19 protein-coding genes and 1 pseudogene are annotated in these 22,648 nt (G+C 41.9%); 11 read left to right on the top strand and 9 right to left on the bottom strand.

The features are described 5' to 3' along the window. Positions 1 to 127: 127 nt before the first annotated feature. A pseudogene (locus AC1F2U_RS32940) lies at positions 128 to 811 on the bottom strand (GTP-binding protein); the annotation flags it as partial. A 265-nt stretch (positions 812 to 1,076) separates the two neighbouring features. Here AC1F2U_RS32940 and AC1F2U_RS32935 point away from each other — a divergent pair. The 3 genes from AC1F2U_RS32935 (at position 1,077) to AC1F2U_RS32925 (ending at position 3,321) form a co-directional block, all read left to right on the top strand. Beyond that, positions 1,077 to 1,997 carry a tetratricopeptide repeat protein gene (locus AC1F2U_RS32935; protein ID WP_480264961.1) on the top strand — a complete coding sequence of 307 codons (921 nt, stop codon included), beginning with the start codon at positions 1,077 to 1,079 and terminating at the stop codon, positions 1,995 to 1,997. A gap of 81 nt (positions 1,998 to 2,078) precedes the next feature. Continuing rightward, complete coding sequence (locus AC1F2U_RS32930; protein ID WP_480264960.1) at positions 2,079 to 2,633, top strand: phosphate-starvation-inducible PsiE family protein; 555 nt, start codon at positions 2,079 to 2,081, stop codon at positions 2,631 to 2,633. Between the two features lie 442 nt (positions 2,634 to 3,075). Continuing rightward, positions 3,076 to 3,321 (top strand): hypothetical protein, encoded by a 246-nt coding sequence (locus tag AC1F2U_RS32925; RefSeq protein WP_190960961.1) that lies wholly within the window; start codon positions 3,076 to 3,078, stop codon positions 3,319 to 3,321. Between the two features lie 147 nt (positions 3,322 to 3,468). Here the strand turns inward: AC1F2U_RS32925 and AC1F2U_RS32920 are convergent, their stop codons facing one another. The 3 genes from AC1F2U_RS32920 to trpS form a co-directional block, all read right to left on the bottom strand. Next, positions 3,469 to 4,296: an Rpn family recombination-promoting nuclease/putative transposase gene (locus AC1F2U_RS32920; RefSeq protein WP_480264959.1), complete on the bottom strand. Its 828-nt coding sequence runs from the start codon at positions 4,294 to 4,296 to the stop codon at positions 3,469 to 3,471. 129 nt (positions 4,297 to 4,425) lie between these two features. Beyond that, a complete protein-coding gene (locus AC1F2U_RS32915) occupies positions 4,426 to 5,355 on the bottom strand; it encodes a methylenetetrahydrofolate reductase (protein ID WP_480264958.1) in 930 nt (309 codons plus the stop codon). Between the two features lie 58 nt (positions 5,356 to 5,413). After that, positions 5,414 to 6,424, bottom strand: coding sequence for a tryptophan--tRNA ligase (gene trpS, locus AC1F2U_RS32910; protein WP_335180439.1), 1,011 nt, complete (start codon positions 6,422 to 6,424; stop codon positions 5,414 to 5,416). Positions 6,425 to 6,659: 235 nt separating this feature from the next. On the opposite strand from trpS, the gene AC1F2U_RS32905 reads away from it, so the two are divergent. Then, positions 6,660 to 6,899, top strand: coding sequence for a hypothetical protein (locus AC1F2U_RS32905; protein ID WP_480264957.1), 240 nt, complete (start codon positions 6,660 to 6,662; stop codon positions 6,897 to 6,899). 473 nt (positions 6,900 to 7,372) lie between these two features. After that, entirely contained in the window at positions 7,373 to 8,953 is a 1,581-nt protein-coding gene (locus tag AC1F2U_RS32900; RefSeq protein ID WP_480264956.1) for a B12-binding domain-containing radical SAM protein, read from the top strand. A gap of 102 nt (positions 8,954 to 9,055) precedes the next feature. Here the strand turns inward: AC1F2U_RS32900 and AC1F2U_RS32895 are convergent, their stop codons facing one another. Both AC1F2U_RS32895 and AC1F2U_RS32890 read right to left on the bottom strand, forming a co-directional pair. Continuing rightward, positions 9,056 to 9,922 carry a calcium-binding protein gene (locus AC1F2U_RS32895; protein ID WP_480264955.1) on the bottom strand — a complete coding sequence of 289 codons (867 nt, stop codon included), beginning with the start codon at positions 9,920 to 9,922 and terminating at the stop codon, positions 9,056 to 9,058. 214 nt (positions 9,923 to 10,136) lie between these two features. Beyond that, positions 10,137 to 11,396 carry a glycosyltransferase family 4 protein gene (locus AC1F2U_RS32890; protein WP_480264954.1) on the bottom strand — a complete coding sequence of 420 codons (1,260 nt, stop codon included), beginning with the start codon at positions 11,394 to 11,396 and terminating at the stop codon, positions 10,137 to 10,139. Between the two features lie 151 nt (positions 11,397 to 11,547). On the opposite strand from AC1F2U_RS32890, the gene AC1F2U_RS32885 reads away from it, so the two are divergent. Next, entirely contained in the window at positions 11,548 to 12,273 is a 726-nt protein-coding gene (locus AC1F2U_RS32885; protein WP_480264962.1) for a DUF429 domain-containing protein, read from the top strand. A 42-nt stretch (positions 12,274 to 12,315) separates the two neighbouring features. Next, entirely contained in the window at positions 12,316 to 12,783 is a 468-nt protein-coding gene (locus AC1F2U_RS32880) for a DUF29 domain-containing protein (RefSeq protein ID WP_480264953.1), read from the top strand. A 69-nt stretch (positions 12,784 to 12,852) separates the two neighbouring features. Here the strand turns inward: AC1F2U_RS32880 and glgP are convergent, their stop codons facing one another. Both glgP and AC1F2U_RS32870 read right to left on the bottom strand, forming a co-directional pair. Next, positions 12,853 to 15,417, bottom strand: a complete 2,565-nt coding sequence (gene glgP / locus AC1F2U_RS32875; RefSeq protein ID WP_480264952.1) for an alpha-glucan family phosphorylase — start codon at positions 15,415 to 15,417, stop codon at positions 12,853 to 12,855. 634 nt (positions 15,418 to 16,051) lie between these two features. Beyond that, on the bottom strand, positions 16,052 to 16,375 hold the full coding sequence (locus tag AC1F2U_RS32870) for a hypothetical protein (RefSeq protein WP_322671054.1): 324 nt from the start codon (positions 16,373 to 16,375) through the stop codon (positions 16,052 to 16,054). A 584-nt stretch (positions 16,376 to 16,959) separates the two neighbouring features. Here AC1F2U_RS32870 and AC1F2U_RS32865 point away from each other — a divergent pair. The 4 genes from AC1F2U_RS32865 (at position 16,960) to AC1F2U_RS32850 (ending at position 22,096) form a co-directional block, all read left to right on the top strand. Next, entirely contained in the window at positions 16,960 to 17,124 is a 165-nt protein-coding gene (locus AC1F2U_RS32865) for a hypothetical protein (RefSeq protein WP_179063512.1), read from the top strand. A gap of 661 nt (positions 17,125 to 17,785) precedes the next feature. After that, positions 17,786 to 18,487, top strand: a complete 702-nt coding sequence (locus tag AC1F2U_RS32860; protein ID WP_480264951.1) for an acyltransferase — start codon at positions 17,786 to 17,788, stop codon at positions 18,485 to 18,487. Between the two features lie 410 nt (positions 18,488 to 18,897). Then, positions 18,898 to 19,014 (top strand): photosystem II reaction center protein I, encoded by a 117-nt coding sequence (locus AC1F2U_RS32855; RefSeq protein WP_041566417.1) that lies wholly within the window; start codon positions 18,898 to 18,900, stop codon positions 19,012 to 19,014. Positions 19,015 to 19,210: 196 nt separating this feature from the next. After that, a complete protein-coding gene (locus AC1F2U_RS32850) occupies positions 19,211 to 22,096 on the top strand; it encodes a DUF3769 domain-containing protein (protein WP_480264950.1) in 2,886 nt (961 codons plus the stop codon). Here AC1F2U_RS32850 and AC1F2U_RS32845 read toward each other — a convergent pair. After that, a complete protein-coding gene (locus AC1F2U_RS32845; RefSeq protein ID WP_480264949.1) occupies positions 22,093 to 22,386 on the bottom strand; it encodes a hypothetical protein in 294 nt (97 codons plus the stop codon). The two genes, AC1F2U_RS32850 and AC1F2U_RS32845, sit on opposite strands and share 4 nt — an antisense overlap. Positions 22,387 to 22,648 lie beyond the last annotated feature (262 nt).

Raw genomic sequence — 22,648 nt, 5'->3', positions numbered from 1 at the left:
TGGACTTGAGTTATTTCTCTCACCAACACGAAAGTTAAGTTATCAAGGTTCAGTTAGAGTTATATTCCCTACCTTCTCTTGTCCCTCGTCCTTGGCTTTATGCCATTTGGAGGGAACGGAACGCACCTTCTAAAAGTTCTTCGAGTAAATGGTCATCAAAATTTGCTAAAGCTTCGAGCATTTCTGCCCGTGCTGTATGTTCTTCTTCTTTTAAACTTTCAGGGAAGGGGATGGGATCGGCAGGTGCGCCTGGATGATATTGATATGCCTGTTCGCTCACCATATCGATAAAGCCGGTGAGTTGTTCCCCGTTCATGATGGGATATTGATGCGCTACCAAAGGACGGCTAGATACTGCTTTCAGGGCGTGTAACGTTTCTAGGACGTGAATATTTGCCCGATCCATTTTGTTGACGAAGACGAGGTGGGGAATTTCCCAATCGTCGAGGAATTTAAATAGAGGGGCGAGGGTGAGGACGCGATCGCGGATGGGTTCGCAAACTACGATTGCTGCATCGACTCCGATTAAAGCATTGTACGTTTCTTGAGCAAATTCTACGCTTCCCGGACAGTCAATAAATGTGAAGTGAATGCCGTTATACTCAGTGCTAGCGGCGCTGACTTCTACACTCATGTGGCGATCGCGCGACTCGGCAGCACTATCTCCCACTGTATTGCTGTCCTTAACATTGCCTTTGCGGGAAATTGCCCCTGTGACAAATAACAAGCTTTCTAGTAAAGTGGTCTTTCCACTTAAATAAGGCCCGACAATTGCAACGTTCCGCGAACCCGATTTTACTTTTTCGTTCATAAAACCTCCCTTGCGGTAAGTCTTTTATAACCGCATGATTCTGTATATATTAAGGGATAAAAAAATGGTTCTCTGGAGTCAAAATTACCCCTTCTTTAATTCGTTATTATCCTCCCTTTAATCGAAAGTTAAAAAAATTGTAGCCTGTCGTAAGATTTAGCTTAAGAAAAATTAAGTCTCACAAATTTTTATACCGAATCAAAAACTTTTGTAAAAACTTTTTATCAAGTAAATTTAACTGAAAGTGTTGCGAGTCAGAAAATCAATGAGATTATCATTCTTCAAATATCGCATAGCAGGGTTAGTAAGTTTGATGCTGATTATGAGTATCTCCTCCCCCTCTCTTGCTCTATCTCCTCCTGTCGCCTCAAAGTTGGCCCAATCTAATCCTAAAACTGCTGTAGACTGGTTAAACCAAGGCTTACAAGCAATTCAGGCGGGAAAGGTACAAGATGCGATCGCTGCCTTTAAACAAGCAGCTAAATTAGATTCGACATTAGCACCAGCGCACTATAATTTAGGGTTAGCATACCGACAAACGGGACAATTACAACCCTCTGCGGATGCATTTTATCGAGCCACGCAAGCCGATCCGAAATTTGCTCCAGCTTTTGCTAATTTAGGCGGAGCGTTGTTAGAAGGGAATAATTTAAAGTTAGCTAACGACTATTTGCAACGCGCCTTAGAACTCGATCCCAAACTCGGATTTGCCCACTATAACTTGGGGTTAGTACGAGAACAGCAACGAGATTGCAAACAAGCGATCGCGTCTTTTAAAAAAGCTGTAGAATATAGCAAAAATGCGCCAGAACCTCCTTACCATATTGGGATGTGTTATCTCCAAGAAGGTAAACTCGATCAAGCCAGAAGTGCATTTTATCAGGCATTAAAAATTAATCCCAAGTATCCAGAAGCCTACTACAATCTCGGCTCAATTTTTTTTCAACAAAGTAAATTACAAGAGGCATTAGAGGCTTTTAGAAAATCAGCCGAAGCTAACTCTAATTATCCCAACGCTTATTATGGTGCTGGGTTAGTTTTTATCCAGTTACAGCAATATGGCGATGCAGTACAAGTATTGCAATTTGCTAGAGATTTATACAATTCTCAAAAAAATCCCCAATGGGCGAAAAATGCCGAGCAATTGTTACAACAAGCACAAAATTTAAATTACCAACCTCGCTGAGGCAGAAAAACTTAATATTGCATAACATAAAACTATTGGGTTGACTCGCTGGTGTTGTCTGAACTAGTCCCGATTGGAAAAATGTACATGCAAAAGCGCCAGAAAAGTCGATTTTTATTTAGCGATCGCTGGCTCGATCGGCAATCAATTGTTCGCAACATGGAAGCCTTTCAAGACTTAATTGTGATTGTTTTGTGTTTGGGTTTGTTCGCCGTCATGCTAATCCAATTGTGGGGGATAGCGATCGCCCTCATGCAGCCACTAGACTATAAACATGTGACTGCAAAAATACTATTTGTGTTGATTTTAGTCGAGTTATTTCGACTATTAATGGTCTATTTGCAAGAACACAGTATCTCTGTGGGAGTAGCAGTTGAGGTAACAATTGTATCTCTACTACGAGAAGTAGTAGTTCACGGAGCGCTAGAAATGCATTGGGTTAATACGCTTGCAATTTGTGGTTTGTTGTTTGTTCTGGGTGGACTACTCGTAGTCTGTGCTAAAACGCCACACATGGATTGCATGAGTGCTAACACTAAGTTTTGTCCGGTTGTGTATAGGGGAGGTAGAGAACGGCAAAACGAGTTGGAATTACAGTATTCACGTCAATGTGATGAGAATCAACCGCTTGGATAAATTGTTATGAAAATGGGGAGTGAGGAGTGGAGAGTGGTGAAAAAGTATTTTCCTACTCTCCACTCTTTTGTTTGAGACTGTATCAGGAACTTGGATGGCTCTAAAATCTAAAAGCGTATAACCGAATAACACGCTTGAAAAGCGCTAACCCTTGATATTACTGGTTTTGGTATGTTGGGTGTGCGGTATTGGGTGTAGGGAATTAAGAAGAGTAGAGCTAGGTTTCACACTCGTCCATTGAATGTCTCTTTACATTACACCCGACACCCTACCCCCAACACTCTGACAAAAGCGAAGTTTCATATAAGTCTTCGTGCCATTCGAGTATAACCTACTTTTGCAAGGTACTTCCGACGTATTGAAATATACTCTTTTTGGAAGATGAATCGCTCTTGAAGGGTGAATATAACGTTAATTAGAAACACTAAAAGAGGTTCAAGCAATGGCTACAAATACAGGTAACGGACAATCTCAAACCGCGATTAGCGACTTGGAGTATGATTTTGTCACCGTTTTGCACAACAAGGCTGAAGCTGTTAAAGCTTACGATACCTACATCAAAGATGCAGAACAAGTAGGTTCTCAACCTTGTGTAGAGTTGTTCCAAAAATTGCGGCAATCTGATATTGAACACGCACAAGAGATTCGCCAACATCTACAACAAGTGCTGCAACACGGTAAGATGTAACCCAGGTTTTGAGTTCGTAGGCGTAAGCCCATCGTAGACATCGCTTCTGGTTTAGCTAAAACAAAAAGAGGCGATGTTTACGATAGACTATTCGGCGTCGCACTTGCTAATTAAATTAGACGCAAGCACTGCCCACTATCAGATAGACTAATTCTGGGCTGCTTGCTCTACTTGCGCCACCGTTAAATCGAGAGCCACCGCCACTTGTTCTACACTCAATCCCAATGCCAACAATCGGGGAATAGCTTCTAACTTAGCTTCCTGACGACCTTCCTGGCGACCTTCCTGGCGACCTTCCTGGCGACCTTCTTCTAAGCCGTCTTCCTTGATTGATTGATACATCCGTGTTTTTTTGAATTCGTCGTCTATACCCAACATTTCTGCTAACTCCTCTCGACTTAAGCGGGTAAATTTGTACAACAGAATAGTCTCTATCAATTCTACAATTTGCTTAGTGGTAGATTCATCTGCCAGTTGTTGCCTTGCTTGTAAAATCAATTCTCTACCTTTGTCAACGGCTGTCTCTTCTCTTTCGATAATTAATTTAACGATCGCAACTTGAAGTGAGTTCTCCCTCGTATCTAATTCATCTAGATAAATACGTTGCACTTGTGAACTCTCTAGCAGCAACTCATACGGTAGACGATCGCTTGGATCTAAACTCTTTTGAGGATAGATAACCACAGCACGCCAAAAATTGACTGATTCGTTTTGACGTAAGTAAAGGAAGATTTCGGCAAAGAAACGTCTATAGAAAGTCGGGTCTACTTGAAACTGAACTTCAACAAAGTAAAGTGGTTGGTTTGTGGTTTCACTTTTGGGGATGAAGACCCCATCAATCCTAAAAGCGGTTTCTTTTAACTCAACTGAAACAAATTGATAGGCGTTGACATTGGCAGTCGTGTCGCCAATTATGGCAAAAAATATGCTAGGAAAAGCTTGAAATAAGCTATAAAATATTTTGTCAGTTTGCACCTAGATTTAGTCAAGGAAACATTGGATATTGAAAGTCTATCAAAAATAGTGCAAACGCGTCTGTTTCAACATAATAAAAAAAGCAGATAGGAATAACCATCTGCTTTAATAAAAGATTCATTGTCTAATTTACATAGATACCAATTGATTCACTGGAGCAATCCCAGCCAAATCTAAAATTGGCGCGATCGCATCTTCTCGTTTCACCGCCATCATGTGAACCCCTTGACATAATTGCCGCGCTATCTGCACTTGCTCGGCGGCAATTTTTATCCCTTCCTCAAAAGGGTCTTTGGCTTTTGCCAATCTATCAATAATATGTTGGGGAATATCTACACCCGGAACACATCTATTAATAAACTGGGCATTTTTTGCTGATTTCAACAGAAATATTCCTGCCAGAATTGGTTTTTTATAACCAGCAGCAATGGTATCCATAAACTTTTCCAGTCGCTCAAAATCGGTAATCAACTGACTTTGAAAAAACTGCGCTCCAGCTTCGATTTTGCGTTCAAATCGACTTTGTAAACCCGACCAACTTTTACATTGCGGATCTACTGCTGCACCAACAAATAAATCTAATGCTCCATCAGTCAAGGGTTTTTCATTGCAATCAACGCCTTGATTCATCTTCCGAATCAGTTGCAGCAGTCGCACAGCTTCTAAGTCAAACACTGCTTTGGCATCTGGATGATCGCCCGCTTTTACTGGGTCGCCAGTCAAAGCTAAAACATTACGAATACCTAAAGCATGAGCGCCCATCAAATCAGCTTGTAAACTGATGCGGTTGCGATCGCGGCAAGCAATTTGACAAATCGGCTCTATGCCATTCTGTGATAAAATCACTGACGCCATTAACGAAGACATCCTTAACACTGCGCGGCTACCATCAGTTACATTGACGGCATGAACTCTCCCCTTAAGAGTCGCCGCCATTTGAATCATGTGCGCTGGATCTCCCCCTTTTGGCGGTGCTACCTCGGCGGTAACTAGAAATTCACCTGCTCGTACAGCTCTACGAAAGTCATTCAAGCCTGTGGGGCTGTGGGTGTGATGCATAATATTAAGGTTTTCAATTTCTTAAATGGTATAACAAATCACACCTAAAGGGGAAAACTTATAGAGGAAGAGAGTAGCCTAAAGCAGCTTTTACCTGTGATAAAGTTTGATTTGCGATCGCTCTAGCTTTTTCGCCTCCATCCCGCAACACAGATTCCAAATAGCTTTTATCCGCCGTTATCGAGTGATATTTTTCTTGAATTGGTTTGAGGGACTCAATAATTGTATCTGTTAATAATGGCTTGAACTGTCCCCAGCCCATATCCTGACACTCAACTGCCACATCTTCCTTTTTCTTCCCAGCAAGCAATGTATAGAGCGTTAACAAATTATTACACTCTGGACGCGCTGGATCGTCGAAAGTCAGCCCACGAATGGGATCGGTTTTGCAACGCTTAATCTTGTATTGAATCTGTTCCGGCGAATCTAGCAAACTGATTCGGCTTAACTCCGAAGGATCGGACTTCGACATTTTGCGTGTACCGTCCGCCAAACTCATCACCCTTGCCCCTTCCTTACGAATCAAAGGGTCTGGTAACTTCAAAACTGGTTGTTCTGGTTTACCAAATTGATGATTTAACCGAGCTGCAATATCCCGTGTCAATTCCAAATGTTGCTTTTGGTCTTCACCCACTGGCACTTTATCCGCTTGATAAAGCAAAATATCAGATGCCATCAGCACAGGGTAATCTAATAAGCCTGCACTCACATTTTCTCCCTGCTTGACGGCCTTTTCTTTGAACTGGATCATATCTTGCAGCCAGTTTAAAGGTGTAATGCAGTTGAGCAACCAAGTGAGTTCGCTGTGGGCCGAAACGTGGGATTGTACAAAGATGGTGGAGTGATTTAAATCAAGACCACAAGCTAGATAAAGAGCAGCAAGAGTGTAGGTATCAGCTGCCAACTGTTTTGGGTCGTGTGGCACTGTAATCGCGTGCAAATCAGCCACAAAAAGGTAATTTTCGTATTCGCTCTGACCTTCTACCCAGTTGCGAATGGCTCCCAAGTAGTTACCTAGATGGTAATTGCCGGTTGGTTGAACTCCAGAAAGAACACGTTGCTTGCCCATAAATTCCAACTTAGTTATCTCAAATCCGCGCTATGTCAAGTGGCGATGTCTGGCGACAAGTTGCTTGCGCCTACGCAAAACTCATTTAATTTTGACATTTTCCAGGTCAACTCGCCGTTGTGGAATGAGAGATTTTAACTCAACTCCGATTGCTATAGAAACTCTTCACAAAGGAAAACGACAACTTAGTGTACTTTAGACAGCTTGTAGTCCGTTGTAAAAAAAAGTCGATGCAATGGCATTGTTGGTCAACACAATCGCATTGTCAGTCGATGCAATGGCATTGTTGGTCAACACAATCGCATTGTCAGTCGAGACAATCGCATTGTCAGTCGAGACAATGGCATTGTCAGTCGATGCAATCGCATTGTTGGTCAACACAATCGCATTGTTAGTCGAAACAATCGCATTGTCAGTTGATGCAATGGCATTGTTAGTCGATGCAATGGTATTGCAAAAGGTTGCGTTTACATAACACGGCAATAGAAATACTAAACTGCAAAACGCCGTAATTAAAGCTTTTGTTCCTCATCAAAGCAGTTTATGTACTTTTAATTTACAAAAATAGACAAAATTTAAATTTTTTTCTGAGAAAGTAGCAGTAATCTCAACATTATGAGTTAATTTTTTCACTCAGGAGAGCCTGCTGATGAAAGCTTTACTACTCTGACCTATAAAAATGCTCAATTATTTCTGGATTTACTAGCAGACGATTGGTCTGGCAGTTTTTCGTTGCATAAATCCGCCATTATATTTTATGACAACGGCGGTAATCCTGCTAACTGACTACAAAATTATCTTTGCTGATGCAAATGTCTATCTAAAAATAGATAGAGCAAGAATAAAAGTAGTGGGATCGTAGCATCATCTCTGCAATGACCATCCAAAACCCGGATTTGTCAAAAGTAAAAAATTTTTCAACCAAAATTTAATTAGAGGACTACAGCAATGAAAGTACTCTTACTTTACCCCCGCTTTCCTAAAACGTTTTGGTCTTACGACGAATTCATGAAAATAGCGGGACTTAAGGCATTTATTCCACCGCTAGGGATTCTGACTGTTGCCGCTATGCTACCAACAGACTGGGAAGTTCGGTTTTATGACCGCAATGTTAACCAACAAACAGATGCCGATTGGCAATGGTGCGACATCGTGATTCTTTCTGCGATGCTTGCACAAAAAGAAGACTTTCTCGCTCAAATTCACAAAGCAGCGCAGCTGGGGAAAAAAGTTGCTGTGGGTGGCCCTTATCCGACCTCAGTGCCAGAACCTGCCCAAAAAGCAGGAGCTAACTATTTGATTTTAGATGAAGGAGAGATTACAGTTCCGCAATTTTTAGATGCGATCGCTAAAGGTGAAGAACAAGGAACTTTCCGCGCCCTGGAAAAACCAGATGTAACCCAAAGCCCCATCCCCCGCTTTGATTTACTCAAGCGAGATGATTACTTAATGATGGCAATCCAGTTTTCTCGCGGTTGTCCTTTTGAATGCGAATTCTGTGACATCATCAATCTATACGGTCGCAAACCACGTACTAAAGAACCCAGTCAAACCCTAGCAGAATTGCAAACCCTTTATGACTTAGGCTGGCGCGGATCTCTGTTCGTTGTGGATGATAACTTCATCGGCAATAAACGCAATGTAAAACGCCTCTTACAAGCATTAATCCCCTGGATGCAGGAACGCAATTATCCCTTCACTTTCCTGACAGAAGCTTCCGTCAACCTAGCAGAAGACACTGAGCTATTAGAACTAATGGCTAAAGCGGGTTTCTACGCAGTCTTTTTGGGTATTGAAACACCAGACCAAGACAGCCTGCAAGTGACTCGCAAGTTTCAAAATACCCGCAATCCCCTGTTAGAAGCCTGTCGTACCATCAATGAAGCTGGATTGTTAATCTATGCAGGGTTTATCATTGGTTTTGATGGAGAAAAAACTGGTGCTGGGGAGCGAATTGAAGCTTTTATTGAAGAAACCAGCATTTCTCAACCGATGCTAGGTATACTGCAAGCCCTTCCCAATACTGCCCTCTGGGAAAGACTAAAACGAGAGGAGCGATTATTAGAAGGATTTGGAGGTACGGAGGTGGGGGATCAGAATTCCTTAATGAATTTTGTTCCTACCCGGCCGATGGCTGAAGTTGCTAAAGAATATTTAGAGGCAATTTGGAGAATATACGAACCCAAAAACTATCTCCGACGTTGTTTTGAACAATGCCTCAAGATTACACCTAATCCCCAACTACAGCAGACAATGTATTTTCCTCCTGGCAAAGGACTGCGACTACTTGCACACTTACTTTGGCGACAAGGTTGGCAACGGCGGGAAATTCGGGGTCAATTTTGGCAACAGCTTTGGGCTATTATTCGCACCAAGCCGCAATTTGTGAATATGTATTTGGGTTTATGTGCTGCTGGCGAGCATTTTTGGGAATACCGCCTTTTAGCCAGAGAGCGCATTACTGAGCAATTAGGATTTGATCCGTTGACTACGCCTACACCTGTTGAAAAACCATTAGTCACAATTTAAGATTAGTTGATTGTTGAGCGATCGCTAATGTGTTTTTATTGGGTTTTTATCAATAGCGATCGCATTAATTTTGCTCACAAAAACCAAACTCTTAAATTCGATTTACCTTTCAGCCAAACCCACCTGTCCGCCAATTAGCCCCAGAAATCCAGTTCCAAAGTGCTGAATCTCTAAAAAGCTTGCTTGCTCTGGTGAGGTTTTGTAAACTTTGAATGTCTTCATAATTCCTAATGTGGCAGCACTTTCTAAAGGGCCAACAAAACTAATATCTCGGTCAAGAAAATAGGTTTGATTAGCCCAGTGAGCCATTTGATTTGCATTTAAAAAGTAGCAGCCTGCGTGAGGATTGAGGGCACGACGAAAGGTAATTGGTGCATTCATAATTGCACCATTGAGTTCCTGTTGCTCTTGCACATTTTGAAAAGGAGCAGTTACTCGCAAAGCCAAATCCCCATCAATATAAGCTTTGTGAACCAAAGCGTGGGGAGATACTTCATAACGATTTGGCTGGAGCAAATTTAAATCACCTGCTTGTTGGGTAAACCAGTTTAATTTTATAAAAAACCAAGGATCATGAATAATTAAATCATCTTCAAGAAAGCAGTAATAATCGTACTTACCTAGACAACTTTGCAGAAAAGCTTGACACTCAAACCCCAAAAGTAGAGGTTCTGCATTGCTAGAATAATGCCTATATAAATGGGATGGTAAGGGAAGATGATTCAGAAGATGATTATCTTTAGTTGTACAAATAACAATATCTAGTTCGTGAGACTGCGGCTGATTAGCAGGAAAAGCTAGTCGTTGAGCAATGTTGATAATACTTTGAGATTTACCAAATAATTGGTGTAAAGCGGTAATACTTTTAGTTAACGCCTCCAAACGGGATTGCGGGTCTTTGCGTTGGGAAGCATGACGACCCTCATTGCTAGGTTTGAAAAAATGGGCAATGGTAAAAATAATTCGCATTTTCAATATCGCTTTTATCTTTATTTGTCATTTGTACTAAGTGCAGCCTCTGCAAGAGTTATGTTGGTCATTTGTCATTTTGAGCGATCACTAATAACTAATATACTTCTTGCAAAAGTATTTCCTTTCAGGCTTTTATTTGCACCTTTGCTTAAGGCAAAAAATATTTATGTAAATGACAAATGAAAAATGACGAATGACAAATGACCAATGACTAATTTCTGCCAAACCCTTTAGAACTTGGGCGCTTTTTCAAATTATCAGAAGTTTTACCAGCGAACATCCATTGCAAATGCTGCGGTAAAAGTTTCGCCAAATCATAACGCTTCAGAATTGTCTCTCGCGCATTCGCACGAATTGCTTTCATTTCTTGAGGATTATTCAGCGCCTCTTCAACCCGATTAGCAATATTCTGAGGAGAAAAGAAATCTACCAGCAGTCCATTCACCCCATCCTTTACAACCTCTAAAACTGGCTGAGTCTTAGAAGCTACTAGTAAACATCCTGCTGCCATTACTTCTAACATTGACCAAGATAATACAAAAGGACGGGTTAAATAAACATGAGCAGAAGAAGCTTGCAAAACCTGAAGGTACTCATTGTAAGGAAGCCTATCTGTAAAGTGCAGCCTCGATAAATCCAAAGATAATTTTTCTAGCATTAATTGTTTATAAGTCTGCCCATCGGGTAGATTCTTCCCATAAGCAACCCGGTCTTCTCCGACAACTACCACGTGGCACTTAGGTCGTCGCTGCTGAAGTAGCGCTACCGTTTCCATAAACTGCGGAAAACCTCTATAAGGTTCCATTCCTCGTCCTACATAAGTTACCAACTCTTCCACATGAGAAAGATCCAGATTTATTCTTGGTAAAACTAACTTTGCCTCTGGTTTGGGGACAAAATAATTGGTATCGACACCATCATGAATTACAGTGAGTTTGCTATGATATTCTTTGGGAAACTGCTGACGCTGCCAATTGGTTGGAGAAAGACCGCGATCGCAGCTATATAAATCAGTTAAAATCGGTGCATTTTTCACGCGGATGCGGCATTCATCATCAGCATTCAATGGATCGTTGGGATCGAAATCTGCATCGGAACCGTGAGCGTGATAAAACCACTCGAAATAACATAATAATTCTGCTTTGGGAAAAACATCTTTCATAAATAAAGTCGGCCCCCAACCAGAATGGCCATAAACTATATCTGGAAAGAAACCCTCGGATTTTAATTTTTCTGCCACGCGATAGACAGCTTGAGCGGTGAGAACAGCATTTTCCAGGTTGCGAACGTAGTGGTGAGTTTGAGGCGCCGCTTCACGAGAAGGAGTATAAATAGCTTTAAAAACGCCAGGTATTTCCCCTTCCCGACGATTTGTCCCAAAGACGACTTGGCAATTAGGATCTTTACCTAAAACTGTCGCTAGGTTGCGAAATTGTGAGGGAAAATTGGGATGTAAAAATAAAACTTTCATTGGAATAATCTTGATTAAATTATTGCCAGATAAAATAAATTAAGACAAGCTGCTTAAGATTATAAGATTATTTATCACAACTTTTAGCAAGTAAATTTAGGTAAATGGTTGCCCGAAAATGCGAAAATAATCGCAAATTCGTGTTATGACCATGAAATTTATTGGCATTGATTTAGGGTGGAAATCTCAACCAAGTGGATTGTGCTGTTTAGAATGGATAGATGGACAACTACAATTACTCGATCTAGACCGCAAAGATGCCATTGCAGATATCCTCACCTGGATCGATAAAAGCGTCCAAGCAGACGAACCAGCCATCATCGCTGTAGATGCGCCTACCCTTATACCCAACGCTAACGGGAGTCGCCTACCCGACAAACTCAGCCACAAGCACTTTGGTAAATATCATGCGGGATGCTACCCAGCTAATCAAAACTTACCCTTCGCCGATCGCACCATCAACTTTGGCTTAGAATTAGAATCACGCGGTTTTGCACACGCACCCACCATAGAACCGCAAAAACTCAGCAGATATCAAATAGAAGTCTTTCCCCACCCAGCAATAGTTAACCTATTCAACTTAGAACGCATCCTCAAATACAAAAAAGGACGCCTGAATGAGCGCCGCCTAGAACTAATTAAACTCCAAAATTATCTTCTTGATATCCTCCCCTCCTTCTCTCCTCCTCTGCGCCTCTGCGGTTCGTTTCTTCTTGAAATCCCCACCACAGGCGCAGCTCTCAAAGCAACCGAAGATAAACTAGATAGCTTAATTTGCGCCTATGTTGCCGCATATTGGTGGTATTGGGGAGAACAACGTAATTTAGTATTAGGCGATCGCACCACTGGCTACATTATCATCCCTCAGAGAAATTAACCTAAAATTGTAATGTAGTAAGATTTAACTCAAAGAGGTTTTATGCAAGGAGTTAGTTCTAATTTGAGTTTAAAAGAGCTTTATAAAATTGACGATCATCTCTGGTTAGAAGAAACAATCAAGCTATTGAAGGCTAACCATTTAGAAGAATTAGATTTAGAAAACTTAATTGAGGAGCTAGAAAATTTGGGTCGTAGAGACAAAGCCAAGGTTGCTAGTTTATTAGAACAAATTATTAGACATCTTTTGCTGCTGCAATACTGGACACAAGAGTATCAATGTAATTCGGGACATTGTAAAGCAGAAATTATAAGCTTTAGGAATCAATTAAAACGTAACTTGACAAGTAATTTATATCAATACTTAGACAATGAATTAGCATCAATTTATGATGATGCTTTAGGGTATGTAATTGAGAAAACTGAGGGTAAACTAGATAACTTACCTCAATATTGTATTTATACCTTAGAACAGTTATTAAATATTAATTATCTACCTGAAAATGTGTAAAATAAAAGGCGTTGCTAAACTTAAGTCAGCAACGCCTAATCTTGAGTATTCAGTAACTACTCATTACTCTTATTCTGCCCAAGCAATCAACCTTGGTTCATAAGGATTAGCCAGATTTTTATTTTTCGGCAATACACGCAAAGACAAACCTTGCAAACCAGAAGCGGTATAGATGATATTACCAGTGTAAATACTCAATTGCTGTCCATCTTCACCTTGGTAATCCATTACTACTGGCACAGCATTGACAATCTCACCATTGGCATCGATCGCACCTTGATATAACTCCACTTGCACATCATCATTGGTCAAAGTTGCCAAGTCAACCTTGGCTTTGACAGCAACGGTTTGGTTAACCTCAATGTCTGAAGCTGCCGATACGTCAACATCTTTGATTTTGATATTGAACCAGTGTTCGCTGAGTTTTTCTTTCCAAGCGGCTAGTTCTTTGGCTGGAGCATAGTTATCAACAGTCAGGGTATGATAGCGATCGCTAGCCGGGAAATAAGCTCTTTGTGCATATTCTCCTACCATCCGCGCTGTATTAAAGAAGGGACAATTCAACCGAATTGCATCCTTCATTTTCGCAACCCACGGACGGGGCAAACCATCAGTATCCCGATGTTCATAAAATAGCGGTACAACTTCCTTCTCTAACAATTCATAGAGAGCATTTGCTTCTACTTCATCTTGGTAGTTAGGATCGTCGTAATTCTCTCCATGTCCAATTGCCCAACCTGTGCGGACGTAATCAGCTTCATCCCACCAGCCATCTAGTACGCTTAAATTTGGTAAGCCATTCATTGCGGCTTTCATACCACTAGTACCAGAGGCTTCCCGTGGACGACGCGGTGTGTTCAACCAGATATCGCAACCCGCAACCATCAACCGGGAGATGTGAATGTCGTAATTCGGAACAAACACTACCTGTTTTTCTAAATGCTGTTCGCGGATAAAGTGATTGATCTCGCGGATCAGTTCTTTACCGGGAATATCTTTAGGATGTGCCTTACCAGCAATCACAAATTGCACTTTCCGGTCTTTGTTAGCCAGCAGAAGCCGCTTAATGCGATCTAAATCGCGCATCCAGAGGGTAGCGCGTTTGTAGGTGGCAAAGCGACGAGCAAAGCCAATGGTGAAAGCGTAAGGATCTAAAACTTCTTGTGCCTGGGAAATTTCGGAAGCGGAAGCGCCGCGATCGGTCAAATGCTTGACTAAATGCTCCCGCACATACAAAATCATATCCAAGCGGCAGCGTTCGTGATTGCGCCACAATTCCTCATCGGGTATGGCGTCCATCCGATCCCACAATGGGCTATCTGGTGGTGCTGATGACCAATTTGGGCCGAGGTAGCGATCGTACAACTCTTGAGTCGATTTTGCCACACAACTCCGAGCATGGACACCATTGGTAATTGCGGCGATCGGCACTTCTTCGACGGGCACTTTCTGCCATAAGCCCTGGAACATTTGCCGCGACACCACACCATGTAGTTGGGCGACGCCGTTAGAAAATGTTGCCATCTTCAGCGCCAGCACCGCCATACTGAAAGGCCCAGATAAATCGCCTGTATTCTCGCGCCCCAGTCCTAAAAATTGCTCTTTAGGCAACCCAAATATCTCTGCGTAATATCCCAAGTAGTGCAGCATTTTCTCAGGAGCGAACAAGTCAATTCCTGCCGGTACTGGTGTGTGGGTGGTAAAGATATTGCTGGAAGCGACCACCTGTCTAGCTTGGGCATAATTCAGTCCCTCTTCCTGAATCAGCAAGCGGATGCGTTCTAGGGCAGAGAAGGCGGCGTGGCCTTCATTCATGTGGTAAGCGGTAACTTTCAGCCCCAAAGCTTTGAGCATTTGCACACCACCGATCCCCAGCATGATTTCCTGGTGGATACGCATATCGATGTCGCCACCGTACAGCTGATCTGTGATGTCGTGGTCGTAAGTGTTGTTCGGTTCAATATTGGTGTCCAGCAGATACAGAGGTACAGTTCCTACCTGTACGCGCCAAACTCTGGCATATACCTTACGTCCTGGATAATCTACCGCAATCCGCAGTTCAGAACCATCGCCATTGCGCTCCAGATGCAAGGGCATATTATAGAAATCGTTGAGCAGATAGCGTTCTTGCTGCCAGCCATCAGCATTGAGATACTGGGCAAAGTAGCCTTGCTGATACAGCAAACCTACACCTACAAGCGGTAGCCCCAAGTCACTGGCAGATTTGAGGTGATCCCCCGCCAGAACGCCCAAGCCTCCAGAATAGACGGGCAAACAATCTACAAGTCCAAATTCCGCCGAAAAATAGGCGTAGCATTCTTTGGGTTTCTGCTCCCGTTGTTTCTGATACCAAGTGCGCTCTTGCAAATAATCGTCTAACTGACGGTCAGCTCGATCCATTTGCGCTAAAAAGCCTTCATCTTCGACAACTTCCAGAAGCCGCGATTGAGAGATTGTACCCAACATTAACACTGGGTTGTGATGGCTAGCCTCCCACAGGTCGGAGTCTAAACGACGAAATAAGTCTTTAGTATCAACGTTCCAATCCCAGTGCAAGTTATATGCCAGCCGCCGTAGTGGTTCGAGTCGCGGCGGTAGTGAAGGGGATACGTTAAATGTACGAATTGGCTGCATAGGTTGGCAAAACTCCAAGTTTAGCTATGGTTATTGTTTACTCTCTTTACCAATGTTGCCAATTCTTTATACAGTAGTTTGTGAAAAAGCTATGACTTTGTTAAGCATTGAGAATTATTTTTAACCTCGTTGCTAAAGTTTACACCAAGGTGTTTCTAATTCTATGCCTTACTCTGAGCCATGTACTTGGTATATTAAGATTTAATCATTTACTGGTATGTATCACTGAAAAATATTTAGTTTTGAATAAATAATTTATATTTATTTTAGTATTGCTTCCGGGGATCGATCGAGAGTCTTGGCTGAGGATGAAAATTCCCCATAGCTGTGTCCAGTAAAGTTAAATTTTTTAATTATTTTTTAATAAAATTGCGCTGTCAAAGCAGCAGTCCCGATGAAACGAGTTTCAAAAGCCAAGCATGAAAATTTTCTAAGACTAGGATTTTTACTTAGCACTCAGCACTCAGTACTTTCAAGTCAGGAGGAGAAGGGAAACCCCATAAATAATCGGATGAAAGCCCTACCAAGCAGTTAATCAAGAAAAGCGATGCCTGGGGCGGGCTACACCTACGCTAACTACTTGGTATGAAATTATTTGCACTAAACCAGGAAAATAACTTATAAAGGTGTTATTTTATGCACCTAGTGAAGGCTGATCTTTAGTATTTTTTGTCATTGTCAGAGCTACAGCTGCTGCATAAGCCAGTTCTGCTGCCATTTGATAAGCAAGTTTGATACTTGATGAAGTGTCCTTGGCTTTAGGAGAGGGGGAAGCTTTTTTTCGGCGCGACTCAAGTTTTACATCACCTGCTGCAATAGCTCGCTGTAAAATTATCCAGGCATCTAGGTCTTCTGAGTCATAATTACCTTGAAGCTGCGATCGCAGTTGATCTTCGGCTACAACACTCAAAGAGCCGATAGTTAGAGCTTCTTGTACAATTTCTTTAATTAAAGCCATAATTTGAACCAAGTGTGTGAGTTAAAACTGATACCTCAATTTGGAAAATTAGATGTTTTTTTGTAGATTTGTCCTCGAAACTAAGCTACGTTTTAGCTTTCTTTAAATAAAATTTATAACGAGTAGTACCAAGCACACATCACCCTTTTGGCTCACCCGAATGGGTGATTTACAATATTTTAGATAGTAAGTATGTGGACAAAATAAATATTTTGAGCTAGTTTGGCTTTTTAAATAAGAGGGTGTCACAAGTATAGTAGATATCAATCTAAGTTGAACGCTCAATCATAAAATTACTTTTATCAGTAACGAGATAAATCTAGGCAAAAATGCTAATAACCCCTGACAGCGTTTTTAAATCTTCCTCCTCAATGAATTTTATCTAAGTGTATAAAAATATTTGCAAGTAGCATAATCTTTGCCCACCGCAGGCATCGCTCTAGTAAAAAAATTAACTTCTTTCCTTCATTCTCATCAACAATAAACCTGGAAATAAACTTATTTAATGAGAGTGTTCCACTAAAAATAAAATGTGTTATCGTTAAAAACAATTGTTATTAAAAACCATTCATGTCATTAAAAACGTGAATTGGCTAGTCTGTAAATCATCCGTGTGCAACATGATTGGAGCAGCATACTCTAGAAATTCGTTGCAAGAAAGCCGTCATAGCAGTCGGGGAAGCGCTTACTTGTTTGCACCGATGGTTAACTTCAATGTGATGGCTGATGTGGGAGATAATCCACCCTAATTGGATTTTGTTTGGGCAAAAATACCCAAAAAAATCCAACAATAATTACATTGTCATGCTAGGCAGAAATTTTATTTAAACTTTGAATATAGTCTAGTTAAATGTATTTTTTGTTGCAAAATAGCTTGCGAAACTGAATTTTTTCAAAAGACTAAAACCGCTTGAGAGGAAATAGCCTCAAGACAAACAACACTATCCCTATTTGCTTTAGGAGTGCTGTTAGCGGTAGCAAGCTTTTCAAATTTGCCAGAGAACCAAAACAGTAGTCTATCTAAACCAGCAAATTTTCCATCAGACAATTTAAGGGTCTAAGTTTTGACACAGCAATGCACTGAAATTATTTTGTTAATTGATTTTGTGAAATATAAGCCAAAATTTTACGTGCATATTACAAAATCTGCTAGCGACTTAATGCAATTGTGCATATTTCTTGAGTAATTCTACATACCTAACCTCAAGAGTTGCTCCCATAGTCAAAGCCAGACTCTGGTTTTTCAAATGTTGTAAAACCAGCTAAAAATCTTGGAGAATTTTGGCGATACTGCTACCTTAGCTCATGTATTAATACACACAGAGCTTATTGGTATTGGCAGAAGATTAGAATACAGCCAAAACAATTTTAAACACTGTCAACAACAATTGATTAACGAGATATGTAGCCATGCAAAACGAGCAATATTTTTCCAAATTGCAGCGCGTGCAAGAACTTTTAGTAACTACAGTGTTAGGAGATATTCCAACACTTCTTCTCGGCCCAAAGTTGCGTAATTTAGGGTATCGTAGTATTTTTGCCCAGATAGACAGGCCAGTATATATTCAAAATGGTGTTGAATTTAACGGTACTTCTTGTATTGAGATCGGCACAGGAGTCTATATTTTCAAGGGTGTGCGGATGGATGCGAGAGGACATAAAAATAATAAAATTCATCTAGGAAATAGAGTCGCGATTGAGCGTAACGTTGATATCGGGTCTTTAGAAGATACGTGTATACATATTGATGAAGACACCTTCATTGCTCCTAACGTGTGTATTGAGGGACCAGGAGACATTAAAATTGGTAAACACTGCATGATTGCTGCCCATTCAGGGATATATGCCAATAATCATAATTTTGCCGATCCGATGGAGCTGATTAAATACCAAGGTGTTACTCGCAAAGGAATTGTGATTGAGGATGATTGTTGGCTAGGACATGGAGTAACAGTATTAGATGGCGTTACTATCGGCAAAGGCAGTGTTATTGGTGCGGGAGCAGTTGTTAATAGAGATATTCCTCCTTTTTCCGTTGCTGTCGGTATACCTGCACGAGTAATTAAAAACCGAATTGGCAAAGATATAGCAAAGCTTCAAGTTGAGAAGTAGGGGATTGGGTATAAGAGACAGGGGAGCAGGGGAGCAGGGGAGCAGGGGAGCAGGGGAGCAGGGGAGCAGAGGGGCAGAGGAGAAATAATAACTCCTAACTCAGCACTGCTGAAAGGCATGAGGAATAGTCACTATCCCCTGTAAGCTGTTGCCTTTTTTGGGAAACCTTTGCCATCAGTCAACGTCACAAGGGTAAACGCCTCTGAGTTATCTTTCTTAAGGGCATCTACAAGTCAGACAACTGACATTTTGTACATTATCAATAACCGTAGGGTAGACATTGCTAGTCTTGAGTCCCCAGAGTCCTCTAAAAAAGGGACGAGATTTGGGTAATATAAAGTAGCTATCTTTTCTGCATTGCAGATACTGAAAGAAAAGCTTTCTTTGTTTTACCCGTTGGAGATATTTCTATGCTGACTTTAAAAATCGCTGTTTATATTGTTGTTGCCTTCTTCGTAACTATCTTCATCTTCGGATTTTTGTCGAACGATCCAGCTCGTAACCCCGGCCGTCGGGACTTAGAGTAAAAGGGCGATAAATCATCCGCGACTTTGGAAGGCGGAAAATACTAAACGCCACGGAAACTTACTAAATTTTCGTTTAGTAAGTTTCTTTCTCCAAGTAGCTTGCTGTAGGTAGCAGAAGGCGACAGTCGGAAGGCAAAATGTATGTTTATCCTTCCCTTTGTCATTTGGCTGTTTGTTAGCCCGATTTTGCTCACTTATGCTTCATCCAGTTCTGCCACCTAATCCACCTCCGATCGTTGAATCTTTACAACCTGTAAATCCCGCCTCATCTGCTAGTCATACAAAGTTTCTTTCAGGTGTAGATACTGGAATACACGAAAAGACAGACAAATCCAAACAGCCCAAGAATTTGGCTCTGTTGGCAATTTCGGGTAACACTAAAAGCGATCCTTTATTGTCAACTCCGATCGACTCAACTCAAGATCGCTTGGTAGTTGCTGAAACTTCTTCTGTACCTCATTCACCAGAAACCTTTCCACCAGAAAATTCCCCACTCCCCAGTTCTGCAACTGCTGGGCCTTTGGGGCAGCCGCTGGTTGTTGGTTATCCCACGCAAGAGGTTACAACCTCTAATCGCCAAGTTAAAAAAGACACAAAGACAAGTCCGAGCGTCGAACCCCGCCACTCGGAACTTCTGATGTCGGTACTGCGCAAACGGGAGATGCAAAGAAAAGTCGAAGCGGAGGCTTCAGACCAAAATGCAAAAGATGAGCCTTCTCAAAAACTCAATCAGCGATGTCTGACGATAAGCTGCTTTGCGTCTACGCTAAATCCCAACTCTAATGGTGGAGCAAAACCAACCTTTTTGGACTCTTCTAGCTTTAGCTATAGAGTTTCTCCAAGTCCCCTTGTCGCCCAATCTCCGCGCCCTCTTCAAATCGCCCCAACTGTCACCAACAGTAACAAGTTAGGCAAATCCAAAGCAGAAATTTTATCTGAGAAGTTAACCCAACAAAAACAGCAACGCGATCTGACTGCACAACAGTTTCTAAAAAAAGATAATATTTCTGTATCTGCTGCCGATCTAGCACCAAGTTCTCAATCAGTACAAAATTTTATAACATTCAGGTCTCGTAAGCCGACAAACCAAGTTTCAGTACCCATCACTGTAGAATTTAAGTCTCAAGTCCAGCAGCAAAGCCAAGTCCCAACGCCTACACCACAGGTAAATACCACTCAGCCACAAGCTCAACCATCTGGTACAACTGCGCCAGCTACTACACCCCCAGCCGGACAAAGAATTGTAGAAGTCACTTCAGATCGGCAAGAGTATGACGAGAAACAGCGAATTATTACAGCTGTAGGTAATGTAATTGTGCGATTTGATGGGGCGGTGGTGGATGCCGATCGCTTACAAGTCAATTTGGACAACTTGATCGCTGCGGGGGAAGGTAACGTCACCTTAACACGGGGCGATCAGATACTGCGCGGACAACGCTTTACCTATAACTTCGTTCAAGATCGTGGGGAACTGGAAAACGGTAGAGGAGAAATTTACGTACCTTCAGCACAAACAGATTTTGCTTTTTCACCCACAGCTGTAAGTGCTGGTGGAGTTTCAAAACGTCCGCCCAGCGATCGCATTCGAGCCAATCAACCCCTTTCCGGTGTGAGTAGCCCTGGAGGAATTAATGTGACATTTGGTGGTCAGTCAGACGCTAGCAACATCCCGCCGCCGAAAGCAGGGGGTGTAGTCAATCGGCTCAGATTTGAAGCTGAACAAATTGACTTTTATCCGCAAGGCTGGCAAGCAAGCAATGTCCGCATCACTAACGATCCTTTTTCGCCCCCAGAATTAGAATTACGCGCAGATAAAGTAACTTTGACGCGAGAATCACCTTTGGTAGACCGTATCAGGACGCAGCGACAGCGTTTGGTATTGGATCAAACAGTCTCCTTACCAATTCCGTTGAATGAGCGGACTATTGACCGCCGAGAGCGGGACGTTACACCTGCAATAGTCTCCCCCGGCTACGATGGAGAAGATCGGGGTGGTTTGTATATTGAGCGTGGCTTTCCAGTAATCGATACAGAGCAAACACGCTGGACGATCACGCCCCAGTTATTATTACAGAGAGGTGTGCAAGAAGGTACGGGTGACTTAGGCGCACTGTTTGGTGTGAAGACCAAGATAAATTCTGTTTTGAGTCCACGGTCGATAATTCAGGGAACTGGGGAGTTAACTAGTTTTAACTTGAATGACGTGGAAGACAATTTGCGGGTGAATTTAGGATTGCGCCAGACATTAGGCACTTCTCTTCCCCACACATTGAATGTGCAATATAACTACCGCAATCGTCTTTACAACGGTACTCTGGGTTTTCAAACTGTCCAAAGCAGTTTTGGCGGCATTATCACCTCTCCTGTAATTGCTTTAGGAAAAAGTGGCATCAACCTCAACTACCAGGCAAGTGCCCAGTATATTGATGCCAACACCGATCGCCTAGACTTGCTAGAACCAGTGCGGGAAAACAATCGCATTTCACTTGGTCGTTTACAAGGCAGTGCGACTCTCAGTAGAGGGCTGTTGCTGTGGCAGGGAAAACCATTACCACCCACTGCCACCGAGGGATTACGATACACCGCTACTCCTGTAGTTCCTTACTTGCTAGCGATCGCTAGCCTCACAGGTACTACCAGTTATTACACCAATGGTGATAACCAAAGTACTCTAACCGGTACAATTGGCTTACAAGGGCAAATTGGTCATTTTTCCCGACCTTTTTTCGACTATACTGCCTTTAATGTCAGTTACTCTCAAGGCTTAAATAGCGGATTATCTCCCTTTTTGTTTGACCGCTCCGTTGATAACAAAGTATTGACCGCCGGAATATCACAGCAAATCTACGGCCCTTTTCGCTTAGGCTTCCAAACATCTGTTAACTTGGATACTGGTAAGGAAACTAGCACCGACTACATTTTGGAATATAGCCGTCGTACCTATGGCATCACCTTGCGTTACAATCCGGTGTTGGAGTTAGGCGGCATCAGCTTCCGAATTAGTGATTTTAACTGGGGTGGCGGCACCGATCCATTTTCGGAAATTAAGCCAGTAGTGAACGGCGTGCAACAGGATAATTAGTCTAAGGACTGGGGACGACTCGACAGGCGATCAATCTCACAATTAGTTAATGCCGAGCCAGGTATTCTCAAACTGGCATAGTCGCCGCTTAGTTGAACGCGTGATGCTGGTTGATGTAGGGTTACACAACATTTGTGAACTGCGGCTTGGTATTCTCGCCATTGCCTACGGATTGCAATACTTGCAGGATCGTTACCTAAGTCGGAAAATTTTAGCCCCGCTCGCATCAGCCAAGATTCTACGTCAGTTGTTTCACCAACTATTTCTGAAATAGGATTAATCTTTTTCATGAGTAATATCTTATACGTGTATTCTAATTACTCATTTCACTTTAAAAGAAAGTATCAATACTAGCCAATATCATTTTTTATCAAAATCATCAATAAAAACTATTCATACCTGAATAGAATACTCAGGTATGAAAGAATAGACCTCTTGCAAAAGTCGCTCAGGAAGATTTTATTTTGGGGAGACAAAGCTCATAATTGTAGAGAGCAGCAATCAGATTAAACCTTAAACTAAATCTTTTTCGGCGATTTCTATAAGTAAGGG

Source organism: Nostoc sp. LEGE 12454 (assembly GCF_056620565.1).
This window is presented reverse-complemented; position numbering and strand designations above follow the sequence as displayed.

Bases quoted from the DNA above. Each gene is read 5' to 3' on its own strand.
- AC1F2U_RS32915 (WP_480264958.1), bottom strand. From the start codon at position 5,355: ATGCATCACACCCACAGCCCCACAGGCTTGAATGACTTTCGTAGAGCT.
- AC1F2U_RS32930 (WP_480264960.1), top strand. From the start codon at position 2,079: ATGTACATGCAAAAGCGCCAGAAAAGTCGATTTTTATTTAGCGATCGC.
- AC1F2U_RS32845 (WP_480264949.1), bottom strand. From the start codon at position 22,386: ATGAAAAAGATTAATCCTATTTCAGAAATAGTTGGTGAAACAACTGAC.
- AC1F2U_RS32905 (WP_480264957.1), top strand. From the start codon at position 6,660: ATGGCATTGTTGGTCAACACAATCGCATTGTCAGTCGATGCAATGGCA.
- AC1F2U_RS32895 (WP_480264955.1), bottom strand. From the start codon at position 9,922: ATGCGAATTATTTTTACCATTGCCCATTTTTTCAAACCTAGCAATGAG.
- AC1F2U_RS32890 (WP_480264954.1), bottom strand. From the start codon at position 11,396: ATGAAAGTTTTATTTTTACATCCCAATTTTCCCTCACAATTTCGCAAC.
- glgP (WP_480264952.1), bottom strand. From the start codon at position 15,417: ATGCAGCCAATTCGTACATTTAACGTATCCCCTTCACTACCGCCGCGA.
- AC1F2U_RS32925 (WP_190960961.1), top strand. From the start codon at position 3,076: ATGGCTACAAATACAGGTAACGGACAATCTCAAACCGCGATTAGCGAC.
- AC1F2U_RS32880 (WP_480264953.1), top strand. From the start codon at position 12,316: ATGCAAGGAGTTAGTTCTAATTTGAGTTTAAAAGAGCTTTATAAAATT.
- AC1F2U_RS32860 (WP_480264951.1), top strand. From the start codon at position 17,786: ATGCAAAACGAGCAATATTTTTCCAAATTGCAGCGCGTGCAAGAACTT.
- AC1F2U_RS32935 (WP_480264961.1), top strand. From the start codon at position 1,077: ATGAGATTATCATTCTTCAAATATCGCATAGCAGGGTTAGTAAGTTTG.
- AC1F2U_RS32850 (WP_480264950.1), top strand. From the start codon at position 19,211: ATGCTTCATCCAGTTCTGCCACCTAATCCACCTCCGATCGTTGAATCT.
- AC1F2U_RS32900 (WP_480264956.1), top strand. From the start codon at position 7,373: ATGAAAGTACTCTTACTTTACCCCCGCTTTCCTAAAACGTTTTGGTCT.
- AC1F2U_RS32855 (WP_041566417.1), top strand. From the start codon at position 18,898: ATGCTGACTTTAAAAATCGCTGTTTATATTGTTGTTGCCTTCTTCGTA.
- AC1F2U_RS32885 (WP_480264962.1), top strand. From the start codon at position 11,548: ATGAAATTTATTGGCATTGATTTAGGGTGGAAATCTCAACCAAGTGGA.
- AC1F2U_RS32870 (WP_322671054.1), bottom strand. From the start codon at position 16,375: ATGGCTTTAATTAAAGAAATTGTACAAGAAGCTCTAACTATCGGCTCT.
- trpS (WP_335180439.1), bottom strand. From the start codon at position 6,424: ATGGGCAAGCAACGTGTTCTTTCTGGAGTTCAACCAACCGGCAATTAC.